This is a genomic window from Acinetobacter sp. CY17 (assembly GCF_059515825.1).
On record NZ_JCAKMX010000016.1, the window covers coordinates 45,086 to 67,343 of the forward strand.

21 protein-coding genes are annotated in these 22,258 nt (G+C 42.5%); 5 read left to right on the forward strand and 16 right to left on the reverse strand.

Annotation, left to right across the window (positions count from 1 at the left end; translation table 11 throughout):
• Nucleotides 1–71 precede the first annotated feature (71 nt).
• The 16 genes from bamB to AC5YCI_RS11530 form a co-directional block, all read right to left on the reverse strand.
• Nucleotides 72–1,220, reverse strand: coding sequence for an outer membrane protein assembly factor BamB (gene bamB, locus AC5YCI_RS11455; RefSeq protein ID WP_496130038.1), 1,149 nt, complete (start codon nt 1,218–1,220; stop codon nt 72–74).
• The gene (locus tag AC5YCI_RS11460; protein ID WP_496130039.1) at nt 1,220–1,924 is read right to left on the reverse strand and encodes a YfgM family protein; all 705 of its coding nucleotides are present in this window, start codon (nt 1,922–1,924) and stop codon (nt 1,220–1,222) included. Before AC5YCI_RS11460 ends, bamB begins: the two co-directional genes overlap by 1 nt.
• Nucleotides 1,925–1,947: 23 nt before the next feature.
• Nucleotides 1,948–3,243 (reverse strand): histidine--tRNA ligase, encoded by a 1,296-nt coding sequence (hisS, locus tag AC5YCI_RS11465; protein WP_496130040.1) that lies wholly within the window; start codon nt 3,241–3,243, stop codon nt 1,948–1,950.
• Nucleotides 3,244–3,246: 3 nt separating this feature from the next.
• Nucleotides 3,247–4,368: a flavodoxin-dependent (E)-4-hydroxy-3-methylbut-2-enyl-diphosphate synthase gene (gene ispG / locus AC5YCI_RS11470; RefSeq protein WP_496130041.1), complete on the reverse strand. Its 1,122-nt coding sequence runs from the start codon at nt 4,366–4,368 to the stop codon at nt 3,247–3,249.
• Nucleotides 4,369–4,386: 18 nt separating this feature from the next.
• Nucleotides 4,387–5,166 carry a helix-turn-helix domain-containing protein gene (locus tag AC5YCI_RS11475; protein WP_496130042.1) on the reverse strand — a complete coding sequence of 260 codons (780 nt, stop codon included), beginning with the start codon at nt 5,164–5,166 and terminating at the stop codon, nt 4,387–4,389.
• Nucleotides 5,157–5,972, reverse strand: a complete 816-nt coding sequence (gene pilW, locus AC5YCI_RS11480) for a type IV pilus biogenesis/stability protein PilW (protein WP_496130043.1) — start codon at nt 5,970–5,972, stop codon at nt 5,157–5,159. The genes AC5YCI_RS11475 and pilW overlap by 10 nt, the downstream gene beginning before the upstream one ends.
• A gap of 19 nt (nt 5,973–5,991) precedes the next feature.
• Nucleotides 5,992–7,224, reverse strand: coding sequence for a dual-specificity RNA methyltransferase RlmN (gene rlmN, locus AC5YCI_RS11485; RefSeq protein ID WP_496130044.1), 1,233 nt, complete (start codon nt 7,222–7,224; stop codon nt 5,992–5,994).
• A gap of 123 nt (nt 7,225–7,347) precedes the next feature.
• Nucleotides 7,348–7,779: a nucleoside-diphosphate kinase gene (gene ndk / locus AC5YCI_RS11490; protein WP_122900270.1), complete on the reverse strand. Its 432-nt coding sequence runs from the start codon at nt 7,777–7,779 to the stop codon at nt 7,348–7,350.
• Nucleotides 7,780–7,885: 106 nt separating this feature from the next.
• Nucleotides 7,886–8,086 (reverse strand): Fe-S cluster assembly protein IscX, encoded by a 201-nt coding sequence (gene iscX / locus AC5YCI_RS11495; RefSeq protein ID WP_496130045.1) that lies wholly within the window; start codon nt 8,084–8,086, stop codon nt 7,886–7,888.
• A gap of 48 nt (nt 8,087–8,134) precedes the next feature.
• Nucleotides 8,135–8,692 (reverse strand): phosphatase PAP2 family protein, encoded by a 558-nt coding sequence (locus AC5YCI_RS11500; RefSeq protein WP_496130046.1) that lies wholly within the window; start codon nt 8,690–8,692, stop codon nt 8,135–8,137.
• A gap of 26 nt (nt 8,693–8,718) precedes the next feature.
• Nucleotides 8,719–9,996: a glycosyltransferase family 4 protein gene (locus AC5YCI_RS11505; RefSeq protein ID WP_496130047.1), complete on the reverse strand. Its 1,278-nt coding sequence runs from the start codon at nt 9,994–9,996 to the stop codon at nt 8,719–8,721.
• Between the two features lie 73 nt (nt 9,997–10,069).
• The gene (locus tag AC5YCI_RS11510) at nt 10,070–10,834 is read right to left on the reverse strand and encodes an XAC2610-related protein (RefSeq protein ID WP_496130048.1); all 765 of its coding nucleotides are present in this window, start codon (nt 10,832–10,834) and stop codon (nt 10,070–10,072) included.
• 103 nt (nt 10,835–10,937) lie between these two features.
• Nucleotides 10,938–11,783 carry a DUF2971 domain-containing protein gene (locus tag AC5YCI_RS11515; protein WP_496130049.1) on the reverse strand — a complete coding sequence of 282 codons (846 nt, stop codon included), beginning with the start codon at nt 11,781–11,783 and terminating at the stop codon, nt 10,938–10,940.
• A 232-nt stretch (nt 11,784–12,015) separates the two neighbouring features.
• On the reverse strand, nt 12,016–13,032 hold the full coding sequence (gene ilvC / locus AC5YCI_RS11520) for a ketol-acid reductoisomerase (protein WP_496130050.1): 1,017 nt from the start codon (nt 13,030–13,032) through the stop codon (nt 12,016–12,018).
• Between the two features lie 117 nt (nt 13,033–13,149).
• Nucleotides 13,150–13,641 carry an acetolactate synthase small subunit gene (gene ilvN / locus AC5YCI_RS11525; RefSeq protein ID WP_122900285.1) on the reverse strand — a complete coding sequence of 164 codons (492 nt, stop codon included), beginning with the start codon at nt 13,639–13,641 and terminating at the stop codon, nt 13,150–13,152.
• On the reverse strand, nt 13,641–15,365 hold the full coding sequence (locus tag AC5YCI_RS11530; RefSeq protein WP_496130051.1) for an acetolactate synthase 3 large subunit: 1,725 nt from the start codon (nt 15,363–15,365) through the stop codon (nt 13,641–13,643). The genes ilvN and AC5YCI_RS11530 overlap by 1 nt, the downstream gene beginning before the upstream one ends.
• A gap of 685 nt (nt 15,366–16,050) precedes the next feature.
• Between AC5YCI_RS11530 and AC5YCI_RS11535 the strand changes: the two genes are divergently transcribed.
• From AC5YCI_RS11535 to AC5YCI_RS11555, 5 genes are all read left to right on the forward strand, one after another.
• Nucleotides 16,051–16,344 (forward strand): DUF4124 domain-containing protein, encoded by a 294-nt coding sequence (locus AC5YCI_RS11535; protein ID WP_496130079.1) that lies wholly within the window; start codon nt 16,051–16,053, stop codon nt 16,342–16,344.
• Between the two features lie 91 nt (nt 16,345–16,435).
• Nucleotides 16,436–19,057: a leucine--tRNA ligase gene (gene leuS, locus AC5YCI_RS11540; protein ID WP_496130052.1), complete on the forward strand. Its 2,622-nt coding sequence runs from the start codon at nt 16,436–16,438 to the stop codon at nt 19,055–19,057.
• A gap of 182 nt (nt 19,058–19,239) precedes the next feature.
• Complete coding sequence (locus AC5YCI_RS11545; protein ID WP_496130053.1) at nt 19,240–19,761, forward strand: LPS-assembly lipoprotein LptE; 522 nt, start codon at nt 19,240–19,242, stop codon at nt 19,759–19,761.
• 6 nt (nt 19,762–19,767) lie between these two features.
• Nucleotides 19,768–20,763, forward strand: a complete 996-nt coding sequence (gene holA / locus AC5YCI_RS11550; RefSeq protein WP_496130054.1) for a DNA polymerase III subunit delta — start codon at nt 19,768–19,770, stop codon at nt 20,761–20,763.
• 97 nt (nt 20,764–20,860) lie between these two features.
• Nucleotides 20,861–22,258: an efflux RND transporter periplasmic adaptor subunit gene (locus AC5YCI_RS11555; RefSeq protein ID WP_496130055.1), complete on the forward strand. Its 1,398-nt coding sequence runs from the start codon at nt 20,861–20,863 to the stop codon at nt 22,256–22,258.

Genomic DNA, 22,258 nt, shown 5'->3' on the forward strand with positions numbered 1-22,258 from the left:
GGGGGCATTGCGATGTATGTCCCCGTGTAAAAAATACGATTGTGCTTAGTTTACCACAAGCGTGCAAAAAATTAACGATTCTGCCAAATGCTATATGTGCCCTTTTGACTAGAAACATAAAGTTGTTGGTCAATTGTGCGCAATGAACGCACTTCACCTGAAGTTTTAGCACGCCCAACCAAGTTGCCTGTGTTTGGGTCAATTAAATGCAACACACCATCTAAATCACCCACAACCAACTGATTGCCCAGTACAGCAGGGTTACTTAAATGACGGTTAAGTAACTGTTCATTCTGCCAAAGCTGCTGACCTGTCGTAATGTCATGCGCGGTGATTTTACCTGTACTTTGAGTCACAAAAACTTTGTTATCAAATATAACAGGGCTACGTAGACTGGATGCGTCTTCGCTCCAAATCACACGCTGTGAGGCCAAATCTAATGCGGTCACTTGACCTTGGTAACTGGTGCTAATTAAATAGCGACCCGCAACCACAGGTTCACCATCAATATCATTAAGACGCTGAATATCAGAACGACCATCATTGACCGATACACGGCGCTGCATGTGTGGAATACCTGTTACAGTATCAATTACATAAACATAACTATTGGCCCAAGCGACCAATACAGTACGCGGATCTACAGCGACAGGTGCTGCTGTGCCACGCATGCTAAAGTCAACTTTAGGTAAATTATAGGTCCAAATTTGCTGACCTGTGACCACATCATGCGCAAAGACCGTGCCATCATTGGCAAGAGTAATCACTCGCCCGGCTTGAATTAAAGATGGAGCTAGCACTGCACTGGTCAGTTGGCTTTGCCATTTTTGAGCACCTGTAGCCTGATCTAGCGCAAACAGTTGGCCTTTTTTATTGGCCACCACCACAATCCCTTCGCCTACTGCGGTACCTGCACTAATGCCGGCTTTTGACACACTGCTTTGCCACACACGTTGCTTGCCTTGATAAGCACTGATTTCGCCTTTAGGATCAGCAGCAAATACCAGTCCATCAGCCACTCCGAGCTGTAAACGCAATGGGTCAACTTTATCAGTTGCTGCCACGCTATAGCTTGCCACAGGTGCAATACTTTGCGATGCAGAAATCTTAGGTAATGGATTGGGTTTTATTTGTTCTACTTTGACTGCTTTACTCGAACAGCCTACAAGTGCAAGGCTTAGAACGGTAAAAGCCAAAGGAATTTTATAATTCATTTTCATTAAGACTCATCCATTTGTGTCTCTAAAACTGGGCGTTCGATTTCTGGATCATCTACTAAAACGCCGACGCTTTCGAGTTTAATTTGTAAAATTTGGCGTTCTTGTTTACGTTCTAACAACGCATCCCATGCGCTCATATAGGCTTTTTTGGCATTGGCAATATCATTTTTGGCCATATACACATCACCCATGGCCTCATCAACTGTAGCTTTAAAGGCAGGCTCTGTGACTGCGCTTAAGCTTTTTAAGGAATCATCATATTTATTTTGTGCCAATTGACTGTATGCCAAACGTAATTTAACCAATTGCGTTAAGCCTTGGTCATCGACTTTTGCGTTTTCAACTTTCTTTAAGGCTTTTTCAGCGGCTGCATAATTGCCTTGATCATAAGCTAATTTTGCCAGCATAAACTGAGTTTGAATGGCCTGAGCCGAATCCGGATATTTTTTTACAATTTCATCTGCAGTTTTGGTCAAGTTATTCCATGCAGTGCTATCAGTTGCATCAATGGTTGCCGCTTGATCCATTAACTGCTGGACTTTGGCAGTTTCCAACTGTGCTTGTGCCAGTTGGTTATTCTGCCAATAGGTCCAACCGAAATAGGCAATCAGCGCAACCAACACCCCAGAAACCACGGCTGAACCGTATTTCTTGGTATTATTTTTTAAGCTATTGAGTTGTTCATCATCACTTAGTGCGCTCATGTGATTACCCTTTTCCTTATATATTATTGTGAAGACAGTTGTTCAAGCATAAATGGTACGATCTGAGTAAAAGCAACGTCACTTTGCTCAGCAGTGGCTAATTTTTTCAGCAACACTTGACCGCTTTCCCATTCACGTTCACCACAAATCAAGGCATAGATCGCCCCTGATTGATCGGCTTTTTTCATCTGTGATTTCATTGAACCTTGCGAACCCACTTTAAGACGAATAGCACTGCCTGCAGCTTCTAATTGATCACGTAGCTGCTCAGCCAATACTAAAGCTTTACCTTGTGCACTAGGCTCTGAAACCAAGAATACTTCACAATCACGTACTGGCTCAGCTTCGCCAACTTGCTCTAGTAGAAGCAATAAACGCTCCATACCCATCGCAAAACCTACCGCAGGCACAGATTGATCTGCTTTACCTTTAAGCTGACCGACTAAGCCGTCATAACGACCACCGGCACAGACTGTACCTTGTGAACCTAAATGTGTGGTGGTCCATTCAAATACACTTTTGTTGTAGTAGTCTAAACCTCGAACCAATTTTTGGTTAATGACAAAGCTCACCCCAGCATCTGTTAAATACTGCTGCAATTGATTGAAATGTGCGAGTGTTTCTTCGCCCATAAAATCATGCAATTTTGGTGCATTTTCTAAAATGCTTTGGGTTTTGGCATCTTTAGAATCTAAAATACGCAGTGGATTGGTGGTCAAGCGGCGCTGAGAATCTTCATCTAAATCTGTTTTGTGTGCTTCTAAGAAATCCACCAATGCTGCACGATAGTTCGCACGTTCATCAGACTCACCTAAAGTATTCAGTTCTAATTGAACTTTATCCGATACGCCCATACGCTTCCACAGACGTGCCGTCATTAAAATCAGTTCAGCATCCATATCTGGCGTTGCCACACCAAAGGTTTCCACACCAAATTGATGGAACTGACGGTAACGGCCTTTTTGCGGCTTTTCATAACGGAACATTGGACCGATATACCACACACGCGGTGTCGCACCACGCAGTAAGTTATGCTCAAGCATAGCACGTACGCAGCCGGCAGTGCCTTCAGGACGTAAGGTCAAAGACTCAGGTGGATTACCTTTATCTAAAAAGGTATACATTTCCTTTTCAACGATATCGGTTGCGTCACCAATGGAACGTTTAAACAAATTGGTTTGTTCAACGATCGGCAAACGGATTTGTTGGTAGCCGTAAGCATCCATCAAGCCAGATAGATGCTGTTCTAGACGTCGCCACGCTGGAGTTTGCGTTGGAAGACAGTCATTAAAACCTTTAATTGCGACGATTGAACTCATGATCTACTCAGGAAAACTTGTACGAATAATTTCTTTAGATTTAGCTTCTTCAAGCTCAGTAACACGTTGACGAACCATGCTTTCGATTTCATCAACTAAGGTGTTGGTATCAATTAAATGGCTCTTTTCACCATTTTTATACACCAATGAACGTGGTGCAGCACCCACAACACCAATATCTGCTTCTTTGGCTTCGCCTGGACCATTGACTTTACAGCCAATGACAGAGACATCCATTGGCGTACGGATATCCTCTAAGCGCTCTTCAAGCTGTTGCATGACTTTAATCACGTTAAATTCTTGACGTGAACAGCTTGGACAAGCAATAAAGTTAATGCCGTTTGAGCGTAGACCGAGTGATTTTAAAATATCAAAACCAATCTTCACTTCTTCTTCAGGTTCAGCCGCCAAAGAAATACGCATGGTGTCACCAATGCCTTCCATAAGCAAACCGCCCAAAGCAATGGCAGATTTGACTGAACCAGTACGGTAAATACCCGCTTCGGTTACACCTAAATGCAGTGGATTATCAATTTGTTGTGATAACAAACGATACGCGTCCATGGTTAAAAATACATTGGACGCTTTGACCGAAATTTTAAATTCTTGGAAATCTAAACGATCTAAAATATCAATATGGCGCATGGCAGATTCAAGCAAGGCTTGGCCTGTGGGTTCGCCGTATTTTTTTTGAATGTCTTTTTCGAGTGAACCCGCATTCACACCAATACGCATTGAAATATCGTTATGACGTGCCGCAGCTACCACTTCACGAATTTTGGCTTCAGAGCCGATATTACCTGGGTTAATACGTAAACAGTCCGCGCCTAGGTCAGCCACTGCTAAAGCAATTTTGTAGTCAAAATGAATGTCAGCCACAAGCGGTACAGAGACTTGCTTGCGGATTTCACCAAAAGCGGCGGCTGCTTCCATAGTCGGCACAGACACGCGCATGATATCCGCACCTGCATCCACGCAGCGCTGAATTTGCGCTACCGTTGCTGCCACATCACAGGTTTCTGTATTGGTCATACTTTGAATACTAATCGGCGCATCACCACCGACATACACCGAACCCACACGAATTTTGCGTGTTGGACGGCGTTGAATTGGATTTACGATCATAAGAATACTCTTAGGCCATTAGCGTGACAAACGGAATTCGGCTTTGCCATTCACAGTGTATGGGCTCAATGAAATATTTTCATTGTTTAAGTTTAATGACACCGCAGTGGCATCATCAAGGCGAATTTGGAATGGTGCTTCACCGCTGACTGTAGTGCTGCTCGCTTGACGGCCTGTTAGCAACACTTTGCCAGTGGCATCTACGATATGCACTGAAGTTGGACGATTAAAACTTAAAGCCAACTGATCGCCTGTGGTGGCCACAGTTGAACCATCCATTGACAACACTTCCACAGCCTCTTCAGCAGGTACAGGCGCTTCTTCATCCGAACGGCTCTTAAGTGCCGCAATTGCTGCCCAAAGTAGCAACAATACCGCCATAGTGATGGCCGCGCGTTTTAACCATTTTTTATTGCGGTCACGATTAGAACCTGGCAATTTACCCATAATTTTAATGGGTGAATTGTTTAGGGCATGATTCGGCAAAAGCCCCGTGTCATTGGCATAAATTTCGTCAAAACGCTGAATAATATTGCTGGCATCTACCTGCAAAAATTTAGCATAGCTACGGTAGTAGCCCTTAATAAAGGTGGCTTCTGGTAGCGCTTTATAATCATCCTGCTCAAGTGCAGTTAAAGTTTTTTCAGGAATATTTAACGCTTTAGCCACATCAGCTAAATCACGTTTTTGATTCATACGAACTTGACGTAAGTACTCACCTGGACGTTGTACATTTCCTAATGCGTTTGGAGCTGTGCTTGAACCAGTCGATTGCGATGAATTAGGATTTATTTCCATACGGCCTCAGTACTGTACTGTAATTGCAGATAACGTTGGTATTCTTGACTATTGGGGAATAAGGCACGCAATTGATTGACCAAGGCATTTTGCCCGAGCTGATCTTGATTGGCACGTGCAATACGTATTCCTAGCCAAAGCGCACGTGAACTTTGATTATGTGAACCCACTCGATGCACAAATTGTTCATACAACTGAGTAGCGCCCGCATATTGTTCGCGTAAATAAAAAATTTCAGCTAACTCTAACATTGAAATTGTTGAATCGCGATTTACTGATAAGGCCTGTTTGAATGTTTTTTCAGCATTCAACACATCGCCTTGCTTTAAGTAAACTCGACCTAAATTTTCCAGTGCTAGGTAGCGCTGCTCATAACCGAGCGCAGCGCCTGCAATTGTCAGCTGTTCAATTGCATCATTATAACGTTCTAGACGATATAAGTAGGTGCCATAATTATTGCGTGCTTGTGAGTTATTTGGATCACTACTAATCGCACGCTTAAAATAACTTTCCGCCTTATCTAAATTGATTTTACTGCCCTCTTGCTGCAGTAAAATACCCATCATCATATTGGCATTACTGTCACGCCAGTCATGCTCTAAGGCCTGATCAAGCGAGCGTTTGGCGGCATCTAAATCACCATTGCGTAAATGTTCAGCCGCCAATTGGGTGCGGACCTGCAACGATTTGGTCGGATCTTTTTTATAAGGGGTGGAAGAGGAAGTGGTTTGACAGCCACTGACTAACAGTGCCGTCGCAACAAAGAACCCTACAGCAAGCTGTTTTACTATTGCCTGTTGCACCAAAGTCTTCCTCCTTATTCAGTTATCCTTGCGAACGCATAATTTCGTTTTGCGCTGCAACTTTCTTTTTCCACTGTTCCGCACGGCGAGTACGGTCAGCCACTTGTCCCACCAATTGACCACATGCCGCATCAATATCATCACCACGAGTCTGACGAATCGTACACACAAAACCAGCATCAGACAAAGTTTTTTGGAAAGAAATAATGCGGTTACGGCTTGAACGACCATATGGCGCGTGTGGGAATGGGTTAAACGGAATTAAATTGATTTTGCTTGGTAAGTCTTTTAGCAATTTAATCATTTGCTGCGCATGTTCAGGTTTGTCATTCACGCCATCCAGCATCACATATTCAATAGTGACGTGTTTACGTGAACTTTCGTTGCCATCTTTGGCGATATAACGCTGACATGCAGCAATCAATTGCTCAAGTGGATATTTCTTGTTGATTGGCACCAACTCATCACGCAGCTCATTATTGGTGGCGTGTAATGAAATAGCTAAAGCCACATCAATATCCTGCGCCAATTGATCAATTTTAGGCACCACACCTGAAGTTGACAGGGTGACACGGCGTTTAGACATGCCATAAGCAAAGTCATCTAACATAATACGCATGGAGTGCAGTACCGCGTCGTAGTTAAGGAGGGGTTCGCCCATACCCATCATCACCACGTTAGTCACAGAACGCTCACGCTCTGCCACTGGTACATCTTCCATATACGAGTAGTTGGCCATCCATAACTGACCAATGATTTCCGCTTGCGATAAGTCACGTTGGAAACCTTGTTTACCCGTTGAGCAGAATGAACAATCCAGTGCACAGCCAACCTGTGATGAAATACATAAGGTTTTACGTAAACCAGTTTTGTCTTCAGCAGGAATCAGGACAGTTTCAACCAATGAACCTGCACCATCCCCAACACGGAACACCCACTTACGCGTGCCGTCTTTCGAATAGTTTTTATGCACCACTTCTGGCGCTTTAATTTCAGCGATTTTTTCTAGTTTTTCACGTAATTTGCCAGAAATATTGGTCATCTCGGCAAAATCAGTCACAAAAAATTGATGAATCCATTTCATGACCTGACCGGCACGAAACTTCTTCTCTCCCATGTCCTCAAAGAATTTTTCCATTTGCGGACGTGACATGCCAAGTAAGTTCACTTTTGCCACCGGTGTATGCGTCTGAACAGACGTAGATTGTTGCTTTTCATCAGAATGTGCAGATGAAGCGACCACTTCAGTACTCATGTGTAATTACCTAGACCATGCTTTCAATAGAGAAGGAGATGTTCAATAAGTGAACAAATTAAATTTCAGGAATAAAAAAACCAGATAAGTATAATAACACTTATCTGGTTTGAATACTGCGTATTAACGAGTACGTGGAGCAATCTCAGTTTGAGCGAAGAAGTAGTTTACTTCACGATCAGCAGATGCTACAGAGTCAGAACCGTGAGCAGCGTTTTCGTCGATGCTTACAGCGAAGTCAGCGCGGATTGTACCAGGAGCAGCTTCTTTAGGATTCGTTGCGCCAAGGATTTCGCGGTGAGCAAGAACAGCGTTTTCGCCTTCAAGAACAGATACAACAACTGGACCAGAAGTCATGAAAGCAACTAAGTCAGCAAAGAAACCACGTTCTTTGTGCTCAGCGTAGAAGCCTTCAGCTTCAGCTTGAGTCAAGTGTTTCATTTTAGTTGCAACGATTTGAAGACCAGCTTTCTCGAAACGAGCAAAGATTTCGCCTACAACGTTTTTAGCAACTGCATCTGGTTTTACGATAGATAATGTACGTTCAATCGCCATGATAGGCTCCTTAAGTCAAATTGACATGAAATTTTGCCGCATTATACCGAATAATGGGCTTTTTTCTGCTTTTGATGTGTAAAAAAATTGCTTTTTTTCGTGGCAATTAGCTTGCTTCATCAATCCATGCCATTTGAATGGCTTCTAATAAACCTTCAGTTGACTTCTCAGGGTTGTCTTCAAAGTCAGGTAGCGCGCATACCCATGCATGTAAATCAGTAAAACGAATCCACTGTGGATCTACATCTGGGTGCGCCTCGTACAATTCGATGGCAATATCAATGGTGTCCGTCCAACGTAAGCCCATAACTATTCCTAAATCAATATGTCTGACTACTTTAGCAAATTTTAGCTGTTATAACAGCACATCAAAATAGGGCGCACAGAGGATAATTAAACTGCCCACAGCAGCACCAATTAATGCCCCAACCATCACATCACTCGGATAGTGCAAACCTAAAATCATACGCGACAGTGCCACCAAAAGCGTAAATGGCAACATCAACACCAATAATAACGGTTCGATATAACCGAGTACCACCGTTGCCAGTACCGCATGCAAGGTATGCCCTGATGGGAAACTAAAATGATCCAGCGGCCGTTCACCCAAATGAATCACCTGATGCACTTGATAAGGCCGTGGACGGATGGTTTTGGTTTTTAAAATTTTATAGATGGCTGTGCCAACCAAGGTACCCAATAACACATACAGCACACTGGCTTTAAAGTCCCAACCGCGCACCCACCAAGCCAGACCGAGCATGGCATACCAAAATGGCCCATCGCCCATACGACTAATAGCGCGAAAGGTATAACAAATACGCTGTGAATGTGAAAAATGATTTAAATAGACACAGCCTTTTAAATCGAGTGCCAATATTCTTATTTTTGCGCGTTTTATTTTTAAATTCATCTGCGTCTCCTTGCAATCAAGGATGGCTAGGTGTGCATCACGCTCTCCCGAGCCACACGATAAAGAGCATTCTCAAGCTGCGCCACTGGATAATCCCAACCAATTTGGCTGGCCATTTGGCGTGCTTGCTGCCCCATTTTTTGTAACGTTTTTTGATGTGGAAGCTGTTGCATATACTGTGCAAAGCCGTTTTGATCACCTCTTGGGGCTAACCATCCCATATGCTTATGTTTGACATATAAATGTGCTGCAGCATAGTCATAAGCAATGACAGCTAAACCACTGGCCATGGCCTCAAGTACCACATTGCCAAAGGTTTCAACTTGGCTTGCAAACACAAAGACATCACAACTTGCATAAACCGTTGCAAGTTCTATACCGCTTAAACTGCCTGTAAAAATAATGTTACGGTTTTCATTCAGCGCCAATAACGCATTACGTTGTGGTCCATCACCTACAATCACCAATTTAAGTGCTTGCCCTGCAGCCCGCATCTGCTGATAGGTTTCAATAATGAAAGGAATTTCTTTTTCAGGCGATAAACGTCCTACATAAAGCATAACGCGATCATGAGCAGTTACACCCCACTGCTGTCTTAATACTTCAGAACGGCGTTCGGGACTAAATAGCTCTATATCTACACCACGCCCCACCACAGTTAAGGGACAGGTCACCCCAAACTCACGCAAGGCACGTTCTGTGTCACGACTTGGCACACAAGTAAGTGCGGTATGATTATGAAACCAACGTAAATAGCTTTGAATGGGTTTGACTAAAAAAGCTAAATCAAAGAATCGACTAAAATCTTGAAAAGGTGAATGAAAGCCGCTAGAGACTGGTAGACCTTTGGCCTTAGCGGCATGCAGTACTGCAAAACCTAATGGCCCTTCGGTGACAATATGCACCACATCGGGCATAAACTCATCTAAGGCTTGGTTGACTTTGAGCATTTGCGGCCAACCAAACTGTAGGCTTGGATAACGTGGAACTTGTTGTGCCTTAACTAAACATTCTTGATTTGGAGTAAAGCTTGGACAACGACCACGTTGCTCTGGTCGAATCAGTAAGATTTTATGGCCATTTTTTTGTAGACCTTGGCTTAAATGCAATAAGGAATGCGCCACACCGTTAATTTCGGGTGGCCATGTTTCTGTGACAATCGCGATTTTAAGGCGCGGTCGCACTAAGGCTTCTAAAACAGTGATTTCATCCGTGAAATTAACATGTTGATTTTTTAAATAAAATTTAAAACTATCCGGAAAATCTTGTTGTTTAAGGAGGCCGCCAATATTGATATTGTCCATCACGCAGCTCGCTGTGTTTTTATTTTTAGTTCAGCATAGCTGCGTTGTGTGACAGTTTAATGTCCTTAGCCGTTTATAGTGGTCGCAATAAACCCTGTTCGACTTTAAAAGTTTGCTCACCAAAACTCACTTGTCGTGTTAAGCCATCAATTTTAGGCTGCCCTGCCAATTTTTCTAATTGCGGTGCGCGTTGGAACTGGGCAGTTTTTGGGTTATACATCCAATAAATATAACGATCTGCTTCACGCGCATTTACAAACACAAGATCATAATAACCATCAAAGTTAAGATCCATATAATCCATACGTTCAGGGCTGGCGTTAAAACCTGTTAAGTTTTGTACTACACGTTGGCTAGTGCGATCTGTAACACTCACCTGTTGAATAGTTGCACCACCATAGAATTTAAAGCTAAAACTTGGGCGATTTTGCAGTTTAATTAAAGGTTGAAAGTTAACGTTTTTATCAGCGCTGCTAGTGATGATTTGGCTATTTAGATTGCCGCTACTAATATTTACATCTGCATTGATTTTATGGGTATGGGTTTCTGTACCTGCAAGCAACTGATTTACCGAGTATAAGCTCAGATTATTGCCTTTTTGTGTGCCATTAAAATACACAGTGGTGTTATTAATACGATCAAACAGGGTAGCTTGTGGATTCCAAACGCCTGTAGTGACTTGTAATAAGTAGCGTTGTTCCGCTGATTCTAAGACACGATGGACAGGTACATAGACGTTATTGATTTGTGGCAAGTTGCTATTGGCAGTTGCCATTGAAGTTAAACCTAAAACAGGTAAAGCAAGTACAAGTGACTGTATAAGCAAATGTTTTTTCATGATTTAACCTCAAAATAGTTAGATTGGGAGGAAGTTAATTTAGCATATGAATAGTGTAATAATATGAAGTAAAAATTAATCTTTTTAATGTATTACTTAACTTTTAAGTAACAACATTAGTCAATTTACTTTTTAATCTCCACTTCTCAATATCTAGATCAACGTTATAAAACTTTATATGATTCTCTGCGCAAATTTTCTTTAGCTCTTCAACTTTTGGTACGATGTGATCTTTAATCTGCTCGCCTAAGGATTCATATTTTCTTCGTTGATCAATATAAGTGTTTTTACCCACATATACTTCCACAAAAGCTTCTTGAGGGATTTCCAACGTATAAATAGGACGAGTGGGTAACTGAACTCTTTTCCAAAGTTGATTATCAATCATAGCCTCAGTTTTGGTTGAATAGTGATATGAAAATTGAGCAGCACTAATATTTTTTACAATGCGTACTTCTTCTTCATATGCCCATTCTTGCATTTTATATAGGAGAGCATGCTTTAATAAGCTTTCCTCGTTTTCCCAATTTGAAACATTAGAGTCTCCTACTGACATCAATTGTTCAGCAGACACTTTATTTACTTTATTAGGTGCAGTTTTTAAATATCGAATCTCCCCTTTTATGGATGGAATTATGAATTTTTTTCTATCATCAAAACCTGCTTTTTGAACATCAATACCAATCACAACACCTTTATAACTGTCGCCATAATGTGACCACATTAAAGGATTTAAAGCAGTTCTCGTTAAGCTTAAGATTGCATATTTTCTAGAAAATTTATTACGAAAGGCACCAGTAGCCACATTTAAAGGCACATCTAAATCATATAAGCCTAAACCAGTACATTCAAAAGGATCATTAAAATCCTCTAAATGAGAAAACCCCAAAGACCTAGTTTTTAAAATAGTTAAAGCTGCTTCAAAACTTACATATTTATATAAAATCATTTTTCTTATCCAATAAAAAAAACCCTCGTTTTCACGAGGGTCTTTTTAGCATTTAAAATCTGCTAAATCAAAGAATTAGTTCTTTTCTTTGTCTACGATTTTGTTTGCTTGAATCCAAGGTACGCAAAAATAGAAAAGCATGCTTTTCTATTTTTAAGGCCGTAATATTAGCCATTAAAAAACCCACTCAAATTGAGTGGGTTTTTGCATTCAAATCAATTAATTCGAGAAATTAGTTTTTCTCTTTATCAACGATTTTGTTTGCTTGAATCCAAGGCATCATTGCACGAAGTTTGTTACCAGTTACTTCGATACCGTGAGCAGCATTTTGACGACGACGAGCAGTCATAGAAGGATAGTTTAAAGCACCTTCTTGGATGAACATCTTCGCGTATTCGCCAGATTGAATACGTTTAAGCGCATTACGCATAGCTTCACGAGATTGTTCATTGATTACTTCAGTACCAGTTACATATTCGCCATATTCAGCGTTGTTAGATACAGAGTAGTTCATGTCCGCGATACCGCCTTCGAACATTAAGTCAACGATCAATTTAAGTTCGTGTAGACATTCGAAGTAAGCCATCTCTGGTGCATAACCAGCTTCAACTAAAGTTTCGAAGCCCATTTTAACAAGTTCAACAGCACCACCACAAAGAACTGCTTGCTCACCAAAAAGGTCAGTTTCAGTTTCTTCACGGAATGAAGTTTCGATAATACCTGTACGGCCGCCACCTACGCCAGAAGCATAAGATAAGGCTACGTTACGCGCGTTACCAGAAGCATCTTGGTGAATCGCGATTAAGTCAGGAACACCTGAACCACGTTGGTATTCAGAACGTACTGTGTGACCTGGTGCTTTTGGAGCAACCATGATTACGTCTAAGTCTTTACGTGGAACAACTTGGTTGTAAAGAACAGAGAAACCATGAGCAAATGCTAAAGTCGCGCCTTGCTTGATGTTTGGTTCAATCTCATCACGGTAAAGTTGAGCTTGGAACTCATCTGGAGTCAAGATCATCACTACGTCAGCTTGAGCAACAGCAGCAGCAACTTCAGCAACTTTAAGACCAGCGTTTTCAGCTTTTTTCCAAGAAGCAGAGTTAGCACGTAAACCAACTGTTACATCTACACCTGAATCTTTAAGGTTAAGCGCGTGCGCGTGACCTTGTGAACCGTAACCAATAATTGCTACTTTCTTAGATTGGATGATAGATAAGTCGCAGTCTTTATCGTAAAAAATTTGCATTGCTGTCTCCGCTTGAATGCTTTGTTTCCCTCATGGCTTAACCTATTTTTGTGTGGGTTAAGCCTTACCTAGTTGTATAGGTTTATACTGAGGTTGTCAAAAAATTATTTAATTAAATTAGATTGTTAAAACTTTTTCGCCACGCGCAATGCCTGACACGCCAGAACGTACAACTTCTAAAATTGTGTTCTCAGCTAAGGCATCAATAAAACCGTCAATCTTGTCGGTTGTACCTGCGATTTGAATGGTATAAGTCGTTGGAGTCACATCCACGATCTGACCACGGAAGATGTCTGCGGTACGCTTAATTTCAGCACGTGCAGAACCTAAGGCTTTGACTTTAATTAACATCAGCTCACGCTCAATGTGCGCGCCTTCTGATAAATCAACCACCTTCACCACTTCAACCAGTTTATTCAGTTGCTTGGTAATTTGCTCGATTTTGTGCTCATCACCATAAGTGGTTAAAGTCAAACGCGATAAAGTTGGGTCTTCGGTTGGTGCAACATTTAAAGTCTCAATGTTGTAACCACGTTGAGAAAATAAACCCACTAAACGAGAAAGCGCACCTGCTTCGTTTTCAACGAGTACAGAGATAATATGACGCATTATGTACGCTCCCCTTTACTTAACCACATATCTTGCATTGATTGACCTGCAACCAGCATCGGATAAACGTGCTCAGTACGGTCAACCATCACGTTAATAAATACGCATTTGTCGTTAATCGCCATCGCTTCAGCAAGCTTAGATTCAAGCTCATCGGCATGGTCAATTTGAATACCCACGTGACCGTAAGCTTCCATCAATTTTGCAAAGTCAGGTAAAGACTCTACATAAGAGCTCGAGTGGCGACCTTCGTAGTTCATATCTTGCCACTGTTTCACCATACCTAAAGCACGGTTGTTTAAGCACAAGATTTTTACGTTTAAGCCGTATTGCTTACAGGTCGATAATTCTTGGATACACATCTGAATGGATGCTTCACCTGTAATACACACCACTTGTTGCTCTGGGAAAGCAAGTTTTGCCGCCATTGCATACGGTAGACCTACACCCATGGTGCCTAAGCCACCTGAGTTAATCCATTGACGTGGACGGGTATAACGGTAGTACAACGCGCCAAACATTTGGTGCTGACCTACGTCAGAGGTAATAATTGCCTGACTGTTGGTAATCTTGTCTAATGCTTGAACCACTTGTTGTGGCTTCATCACGCCATTGGTACCTGCTTCGTATTTCAAGCCGTGTACTTTGCGCCATTCATTAATTTGTGCCCACCATGCCGCGATCTCTTCAGGATTTGGCTTAGAAACATTTAATTGTTTCAATTGCGCCAACATCTCGTTGAGTACCGGTTCAACCGCGCCCACAATTGGAATGTGCGCCATAATGGTTTTAGAAATGGTTGCTGGGTCAATATCAATATGAATGACTTTGGCATTTGGACAGAATTTTGCAGGGTTATTGGTCACACGGTCATCAAAACGCGCGCCAATACACAAAATCACGTCTGCATTATGCATGGTCATGTTGGCTTCATAAGTACCGTGCATACCCAACATACCAATAAACTGTGGGTCGTTGCCTGGGAACGCGCCTAAGCCCATCAAGGTATTGGTTACAGGGAAACCTAACAGATGTGCAAGTTCAGTCAACTGCGCTGAGGCATTGCCTTGCACCACACCACCGCCTGTATAAATTACAGGACGTTTAGCATGTAAAAGTTCGTCAATGGCTTTACGAATTTGACCTGTGTGACCACGGTGTGGTGGTTGATACGAACGCATCTTCACTTTTTCAGGGTATTCATAGGCGAATTTTTCTGCAGGATTGGTCGCATCTTTTGGAATATCGACTACAACAGGACCGGGACGGCCTGATGACGCGATATAAAATGCTTTTTTAATCACTGACGGAATTTCGCTGGCATGACGCACTTGGAAACTGTGTTTTACGATTGGGCGAGAAATACCGACCATATCGGTTTCTTGGAACGCATCCTCACCAATAAGATGGCTTGCAACCTGACCTGACAAAATCACCATTGGGATTGAGTCCATATAAGCCGTTGCAATTGGCGTTACGGTATTGGTCGCACCGGGACCTGATGTTACGAGCACAACACCAGTTTTACCTGTGGCACGCGAGTAAGCATCGGCCATATGACCTGCAGCTTGTTCATGACGCACAAGGTAATGATTGATTTTTTCTTGTTGAAAAAGCGCATCATAGATATGAAGTACTGCGCCGCCTGGATATCCAAAAACATGTTCAACGCCTTCGTCCGCTAATGCGCGAACAAGCATTTCACCACCAGATAAAAGTTCCAACGTGATTCACCCTAATATTTGTAACATATACAATTTTTGTCGTTGTATACGCTTTCATTCATTCATTGTCTGCACTGTTATAGCACACATATTTCATAGTTTTGATAGCAATAAGAAAAAAATCTGACCCGGTTGCTGTTTGAGCAATAAGAGGTCTAAAACATGTTGGGATAAACATATTTTGTTGGCTTTGTTCATCTTCTCGGCTAGAGAAGAAGTCCATTGCTAAGATGTACTCATTCGAAGGGTGATCGAATAAAGACATATAAAACTAAAGACAGCATTTTTGTAGTTTCACACCACAAAGTCAAGGTGAAAAATTGGCTTTTTATTGATTATTCATCAGCCGCCTAAAAAATAAGCTTATCCACTATTTTTCACATTTTAAGCTAAAGCCCTAAATTTGCTTGAAAATTAACATTTTCATGATTTATTTATATAAATGATATAAATAAATGTAATGATTAAATGATTTGATCTTTAAGCCGTGCAACTTTTTTGTGCATTAATAAAATAAAAATAGTCAAAATAGTGCAGCGACTTTTGCTGTGTTTTTAAGCACAATTGGCATTGTAAAATTGCCATAAAAACGCGCAAAATACGCTACAACATTACCTATCCTCTTGCTATTGTCTTTTTAATAATTGAGAACATAAACATGCTACATTTGACCAAAACAGCCTGCATGACAGCTCTATTTGGCGCGCTTGCTTGCGCGGCACAACTCACCTCAGCTCAAGAATTTTATAAGTGGGTAGATCAAAAAGGCTCTACTCATTACACCACCACGCCACCGCCTAAAAATGCAAAAAAACTGAGCAAGGTCGATACCTATGGCACACGTCAAAACACCCAAGTTAAAACCGCTTTGCCAAGCGTAAATGGGCAAAATAACCAGCCGGCTCAATCTCAAGCCACGATGGATGCACAGCAGCAAGAAGCCAATGCTGCGCTACAACAAGGTCTGAATCGACGTTAAGCCAATTTTTGCTATAGCGAAAATTCACTTTTAGGTACGTTTTGCGCTATGCTGTGGCTTAAATTTTTAACCGTTCTCTTGTATTACGTATATGACTACTCACATTGACTCAGAATACCAAGCCAGTGCGATTGAACCTCAAGTCCAACAGGACTGGGAATCGCACAAAGCCTTTAAAGTTGCCGACACAGTAGAAGGTCCACGTCGTTATATCCTCTCGATGTTCCCTTACCCAAGTGGCAAACTCCATATGGGTCATGTACGTAACTATACGATTGGTGACGTGATCAGCCGTTTCCACCGTTTAAAAGGTGAAACAGTGCTACAACCAATGGGTTGGGATGCTTTCGGTTTACCTGCAGAAAATGCCGCGATTGCACATCAAGTAGCGCCTGCAAAATGGACTTTTGAAAACATTGATTACATGCGTAATCAGTTGAAAAAATTAGGTCTTGCAGTGGATTGGGATCGTGAATTTGCAACCTGTACCCCTGAATACTACCGCTGGGAACAATGGTTATTTGTTCAGCTTTATAAAAAAGGCTTAATCTACCGTAAACTTTCAACCGTAAACTGGGATCCAGTCGATCAAACTGTACTTGCCAACGAACAAGTTGAAAATGGTCGCGGTTGGCGTTCAGGTGCATTGGTCGAAAAACGTGATATTCCAATGTATTACTTCCGCATCACAGACTATGCGCAAGAATTACTTGACGATTTAGACACACTCAAAGACGGTTGGCCACAACAAGTCTTAACCATGCAACGTAACTGGATTGGTCGCTCACAGGGTATGGAAATCACCTTCCCTTCAGCAAATCCTGAAGTTTACGCAGACGGCCTAACTGTATTTACCACACGTGCCGATACATTGATGGGTGTGACTTATGTTGCAGTTGCAGCAGAACATCCAATGGCGCTTAAAGCGGCTGAGAACAACCCTGAATTGGCTGCATTTATTGAAGAATGCCGTATGGGTTCAGTTGCAGAAGCGGATCTTGCCACTGCTGAGAAGAAAGGCATGGCAACAGGTCTTTCTGTAAAACACCCTGTAACAGGTGAAGAAGTTCCGGTTTGGATCGCAAACTACGTATTGATGTCTTACGGTTCAGGTGCGGTGATGGCTGTTCCATCACACGATGAACGTGACTTCGAATTTGCCAACAAATATGGCTTAACGATTAAGCAAGTGATTGATGCCAAAGGCGCTGATGATGCAGACTTTGATGCGACTCAGTGGCAAGAATGGTACGGTTCTAAAGAAGGCAAATTGGTCAATTCAGGCGAATTTGACGGTTTAGATTTTGAAGCGGCATTTGATGCATTCCTTGCAAAACTTGAGCCGAAATCGCTTGCGAATGTAAAAGTTCAATTCCGTTTACGTGACTGGGGTGTATCTCGTCAGCGTTATTGGGGTTGTCCAATTCCAATGATTAACTGCCCATCATGTGGTCAAGTGCCAGTGCCAGAAGATCAACTGCCTGTTGTGCTTCCAACTGATGTGGTGCCAGATGGTTCAGGTAATCCACTGAACAAAATGCCTGAATTCTACGAAACATCTTGCCCAAGCTGTGGTGGCGATGCGCGTCGTGAAACAGATACGCTAGACACATTCGTTGAATCTTCTTGGTACTATGCGCGTTATGCATCTCCTGACTTTACTGGCGGTATGGTAAAACCTGAAGCAGGTCAAACGTGGTTGCCTGTGAATCAATACATCGGTGGTGTTGAACATGCAATTCTGCACTTACTTTATGCACGCTTCTTCCACAAATTGATGCGTGATGAAGGTGTAGTTCAAGGTAATGAACCATTCACTAACCTTTTAACTCAAGGTATGGTGCTTGCAGATACTTACTACCGTGAAGCAGAATCAGGTAAGAAAACATGGTTTAACCCTGCGGACATCGAGTTAGAAAAAGACGAAAAAGGTCGTATCACTTCTGCAAAATATAAAGAAGATGGTCAAGACGTGATCGTTGGCGGTCAAGAAAAAATGTCGAAATCGAAAAACAACGGTATCGACCCGCAATCAATTATTGACCAATACGGCGCAGATACTGCTCGTGTATTCATGATGTTCGCAGCGCCACCTGATCAATCACTTGAATGGTCAGACGCAGGTGTTGAGGGTGCAAACCGCTTCTTAAAACGTGTATGGCGTTTGGCAACTGGTTTCCTTGAACAAGGTAATCAAGCTGCAAGCATCGACAAAGCTGCGCTGTCTACTGCTGCGCAAGATTTGCGTCGTAAAACCCATGAAACCATCCAAAAAGTGGGTGATGACATCGAACGTCGTCATGCATTTAACACTGCGATTGCAGCGATGATGGAACTCTTAAACGCAAACAACAAGTTTGAAGCGAAAGATGACAATGACGTGGCGGTTGCACGTGAATCAATCATCACGCTTTTAACTTTACTTGCGCCATTTGCACCACACTTAAGCCAAACGTTATTGGCACAGTTTGGTATCGAGTTAACTTCTGCTCAATTCCCAAGTGTTGATGAATCTGCGTTAGCACGTAATACGCAAACCATCGTGGTTCAAGTGAATGGTAAGCTTCGCGGCAAACTTGAAGTGTCTGTCGATGCATCTAAGGATGACATTCTTGCGCAAGCAAAAGCATTGCCTGAAGTGCAACAATTCTTAACTGGCCCAACCAAGAAAGAAATTGTGGTACCAAATAAGTTAGTGAATTTGGTGGTTTAATTTAATCCCCCTTTACAAAAGGGGACTTCCCACTTCAAATAGAAAATGAAGCCTCCTCCCTTTTCCAAAGGGAGGTCGGGAGGGATTAAAAAAACAATTCCCAAACAAAGCCCGTTGCCAGTCAACGGGCTTTGACTTTACAATCGCTACAGAATTTTAAACTCGATAACAGAGGATAACGCATGCATTTGGGCAAACGTTTAGCAGCAATTGTTTTAACTTGTGGTCTCAGTGCAGGCATGGTCGGCTGTGGCTTTCATTTAAAAGGCACCAACCCGAGTGTGGCGCCTGTGGCTTACCAAAAAATGAATGTGGTCTTGCCCAATAATCCCGATAGTGATCTACTCCAAGAAAAACTAGCAATTTACTTAGGTGCAGCAGGCGTACAGCTAAGTAACTCATCAGATGCTTATGTACTGCGTGTATTGGACTATACCCCGCGTCGTTTAGAGTTAAACGGCAAATTAATTGAAGTATTATTGCGTTTAAACGTAACTTTCCGTATTGAAGATGCCCAAGGCAACCCAATTACTGAGCCGCGTACCGTGATTGCCACGCGTACTTACCAATACGACTTGGCAACAGTCAATACCGACGACCAAGAGAATCACTATTTAAACCAAGTGATGGTGGATGATATTGCGCAGCAAATCGTGCGTCAGATTTCTTCAAACCGTTTACCGACGACACAAGTGGCACCATAATCTGTTATGAAACTTGACTATCTCCAAGCCTTAAAACGTATCGACTCAGCGCGCGGGGCTTGGGTACTCCACGGTCAAGAACCCTTACTCGAGCAAAATCTGCTGGATGCCTTTCGTAAACACTGGCAAGCGCAAGGCATTGAGCGACAGCGTTATGATTTGGGCAATGTAAGTGACTGGAAAACTGTTTTTAGCGCTTTAAATAGCCTGTCGCTGTTTGCTACACAATTGGCAATTGAAGTGCATGGCAACATCAAGCCAGATGCCAGTGCATTAAAGCAACTCGAAAGCTATTTATTACAAGGCGATAGTAACGAAAATATTTTAGTCATTGTGATGCCAAAACAAGATAGCGCCAGCCTCAAAACCAAGTTTTTTCAAGCGATTGATGCCAATGGCACTGTAGTGGCATTAAGTGCTAACTATCCCAAAGATCGACAACAGGTTTTAGCTGTTGAAGCAGATAAGCTTGGTTTAAAACTCAGTGCTGATGCATGGCAGTGGATAGAGCAACATCACGAACACAATTTGCTGGCAGCGAAAAACAGCTTAATGCGTGTGGGTGATACCTTTGCTGAAATTGAGGTGATTGGTATTGCTGAGCTACAAGCTTGCCTACAAGATCAATCCCGCTATAGTACTTATGATTTAAGTGATGCCATGCTACAAGGTAATTTGGCACAAGCCATGAAGATTTTTCAGTATTTGGTCGCCTCAGGTGAGCCAATGAGCTTAATCTTGTGGAGTGTCAGCAAAGAAATGCGTTTACTCATGCAATTGTTTGAACAACCTCAGAATCCTTTGCAATTGGGGATTTGGAAAACCAAAGTAGCGCTCTATCAGCACGCATTGCGCCGTTTAAATCCACAGGATTTTTTAACTTGGCCTGAGCTGTTATTGCGCATTGATGCAGCAATTAAAGGTTTAGGACATGAAAACCCTGAACATTTAATTCAGCAAGCCATTGCGCTGGTCTGTGGTCAACGCTTATTTCACAGCTAAAATAAGAATCATTTTCAATTTGTTAAAAATATCCACGCTTTATCCTCATTTCACACTTATAATTTGAGCAATTTTTGGAAAAAAAATACGATTGCTCATGGTTAAAATAAAACCCACTAAACTTTTGTTGGCTTTAGTCTGTGCTGCTGCACTTGCAGTCACTGCATGGTACTTTTTAAAGCCACCGCCACAGACGCCGCAATACATTACCGCTGCTGTGACAAAAGGCGACATTGAAGATTCAGTTTTAGCAACCGGTGTACTTGAAGCCACCAAAATGGTCAGCGTTGGTGCGCAGGTCTCAGGTCAGGTCAAAAAAATGCATGTGCAATTAGGCGATCAAGTGCAACAAGGTCAACTGATTGCGGAAATTGACTCCGTGCGTCAAGAAAATGATCTAGAAACGGCCAAAGCCAGCATTAAAAATCAACAAGCCCAACTGGCCGTACGTCAAGCCAATTTAGCCAAAGTTGCAGCTGAATATCAGCGTCAACAAGCCATGTTTGCAGAAGATGCCACTTCACGTGCTGAACTTGAAAGTGCCCTAGCTAGCTATAAAACAGCTCAGGCAGATATTGACGCAATCAATGCACAAATTGAACAATCTAAACTCACCTTAGCCACAGCCCAAGAAGATTTAGGTTATACCAAAATTCGAGCACCGATGGACGGTACAGTGGTGGCGATTGTGACTGAAGAAGGTCAAACCGTAAACGCCAACCAAAGTGCACCGACCATTGTCAAATTAGCGCAACTGGACACCATGACCATTAAGGCGCAAATCTCAGAGGCCGATGTCATGAAAGTTCAACCTGGTCAAACGGTGTATTTCACCACCTTAGGGGACAGTGAGAAAAAACATTACGCCACTTTACGTCAAGTTGAACCTGCCCCAAGTTCAATTAATACCGAAACCAACAACAGCAGCTCATCTTCGAGTACTGCGGTGTACTATAACGCGTTGTTTGATGTACCTAATGAAGATGGCAAATTACGTATTGATATGACGGCACAGGTGTATATCGTGTTACGTGAAGCACGTAATGCCCTCACTATTCCTGCTGCTGCTGTTCAAGCCTCAAATCGTCCTCAGCGTAGCCGCACTGATGCTGCAGCTGGGCCACGTCCAGAACGTCCAAGCAATGACAATACGCAAGGTTCACGTCCTGTACGTTTAGAGCTCAGCGCTGCTGAAAAAGCTTTAATCGATCAAGGTCAGGCATCATTAGGCATGGTACGTGTAGTACCGCAAGTCAATGGCGCAGAGGCCAAAGATAGTCGTGGCTTTAGCTTATTTGGTGAAACAGATGCCAAAGAAAGTGCTGTGATGAAACAGGTATTAATTGGCTTAAATAACCGTGCCAATGCCCAAGTCTTACGTGGCTTAAGCGAAGGTGAACAGGTGGTGATTGCCGATGGTGCAGACACCTCAAATGATGGCGCAAAACGTAACAACAGCCGTGCCGGTGCGGGCGGCCCACCCATGAGAATGTAA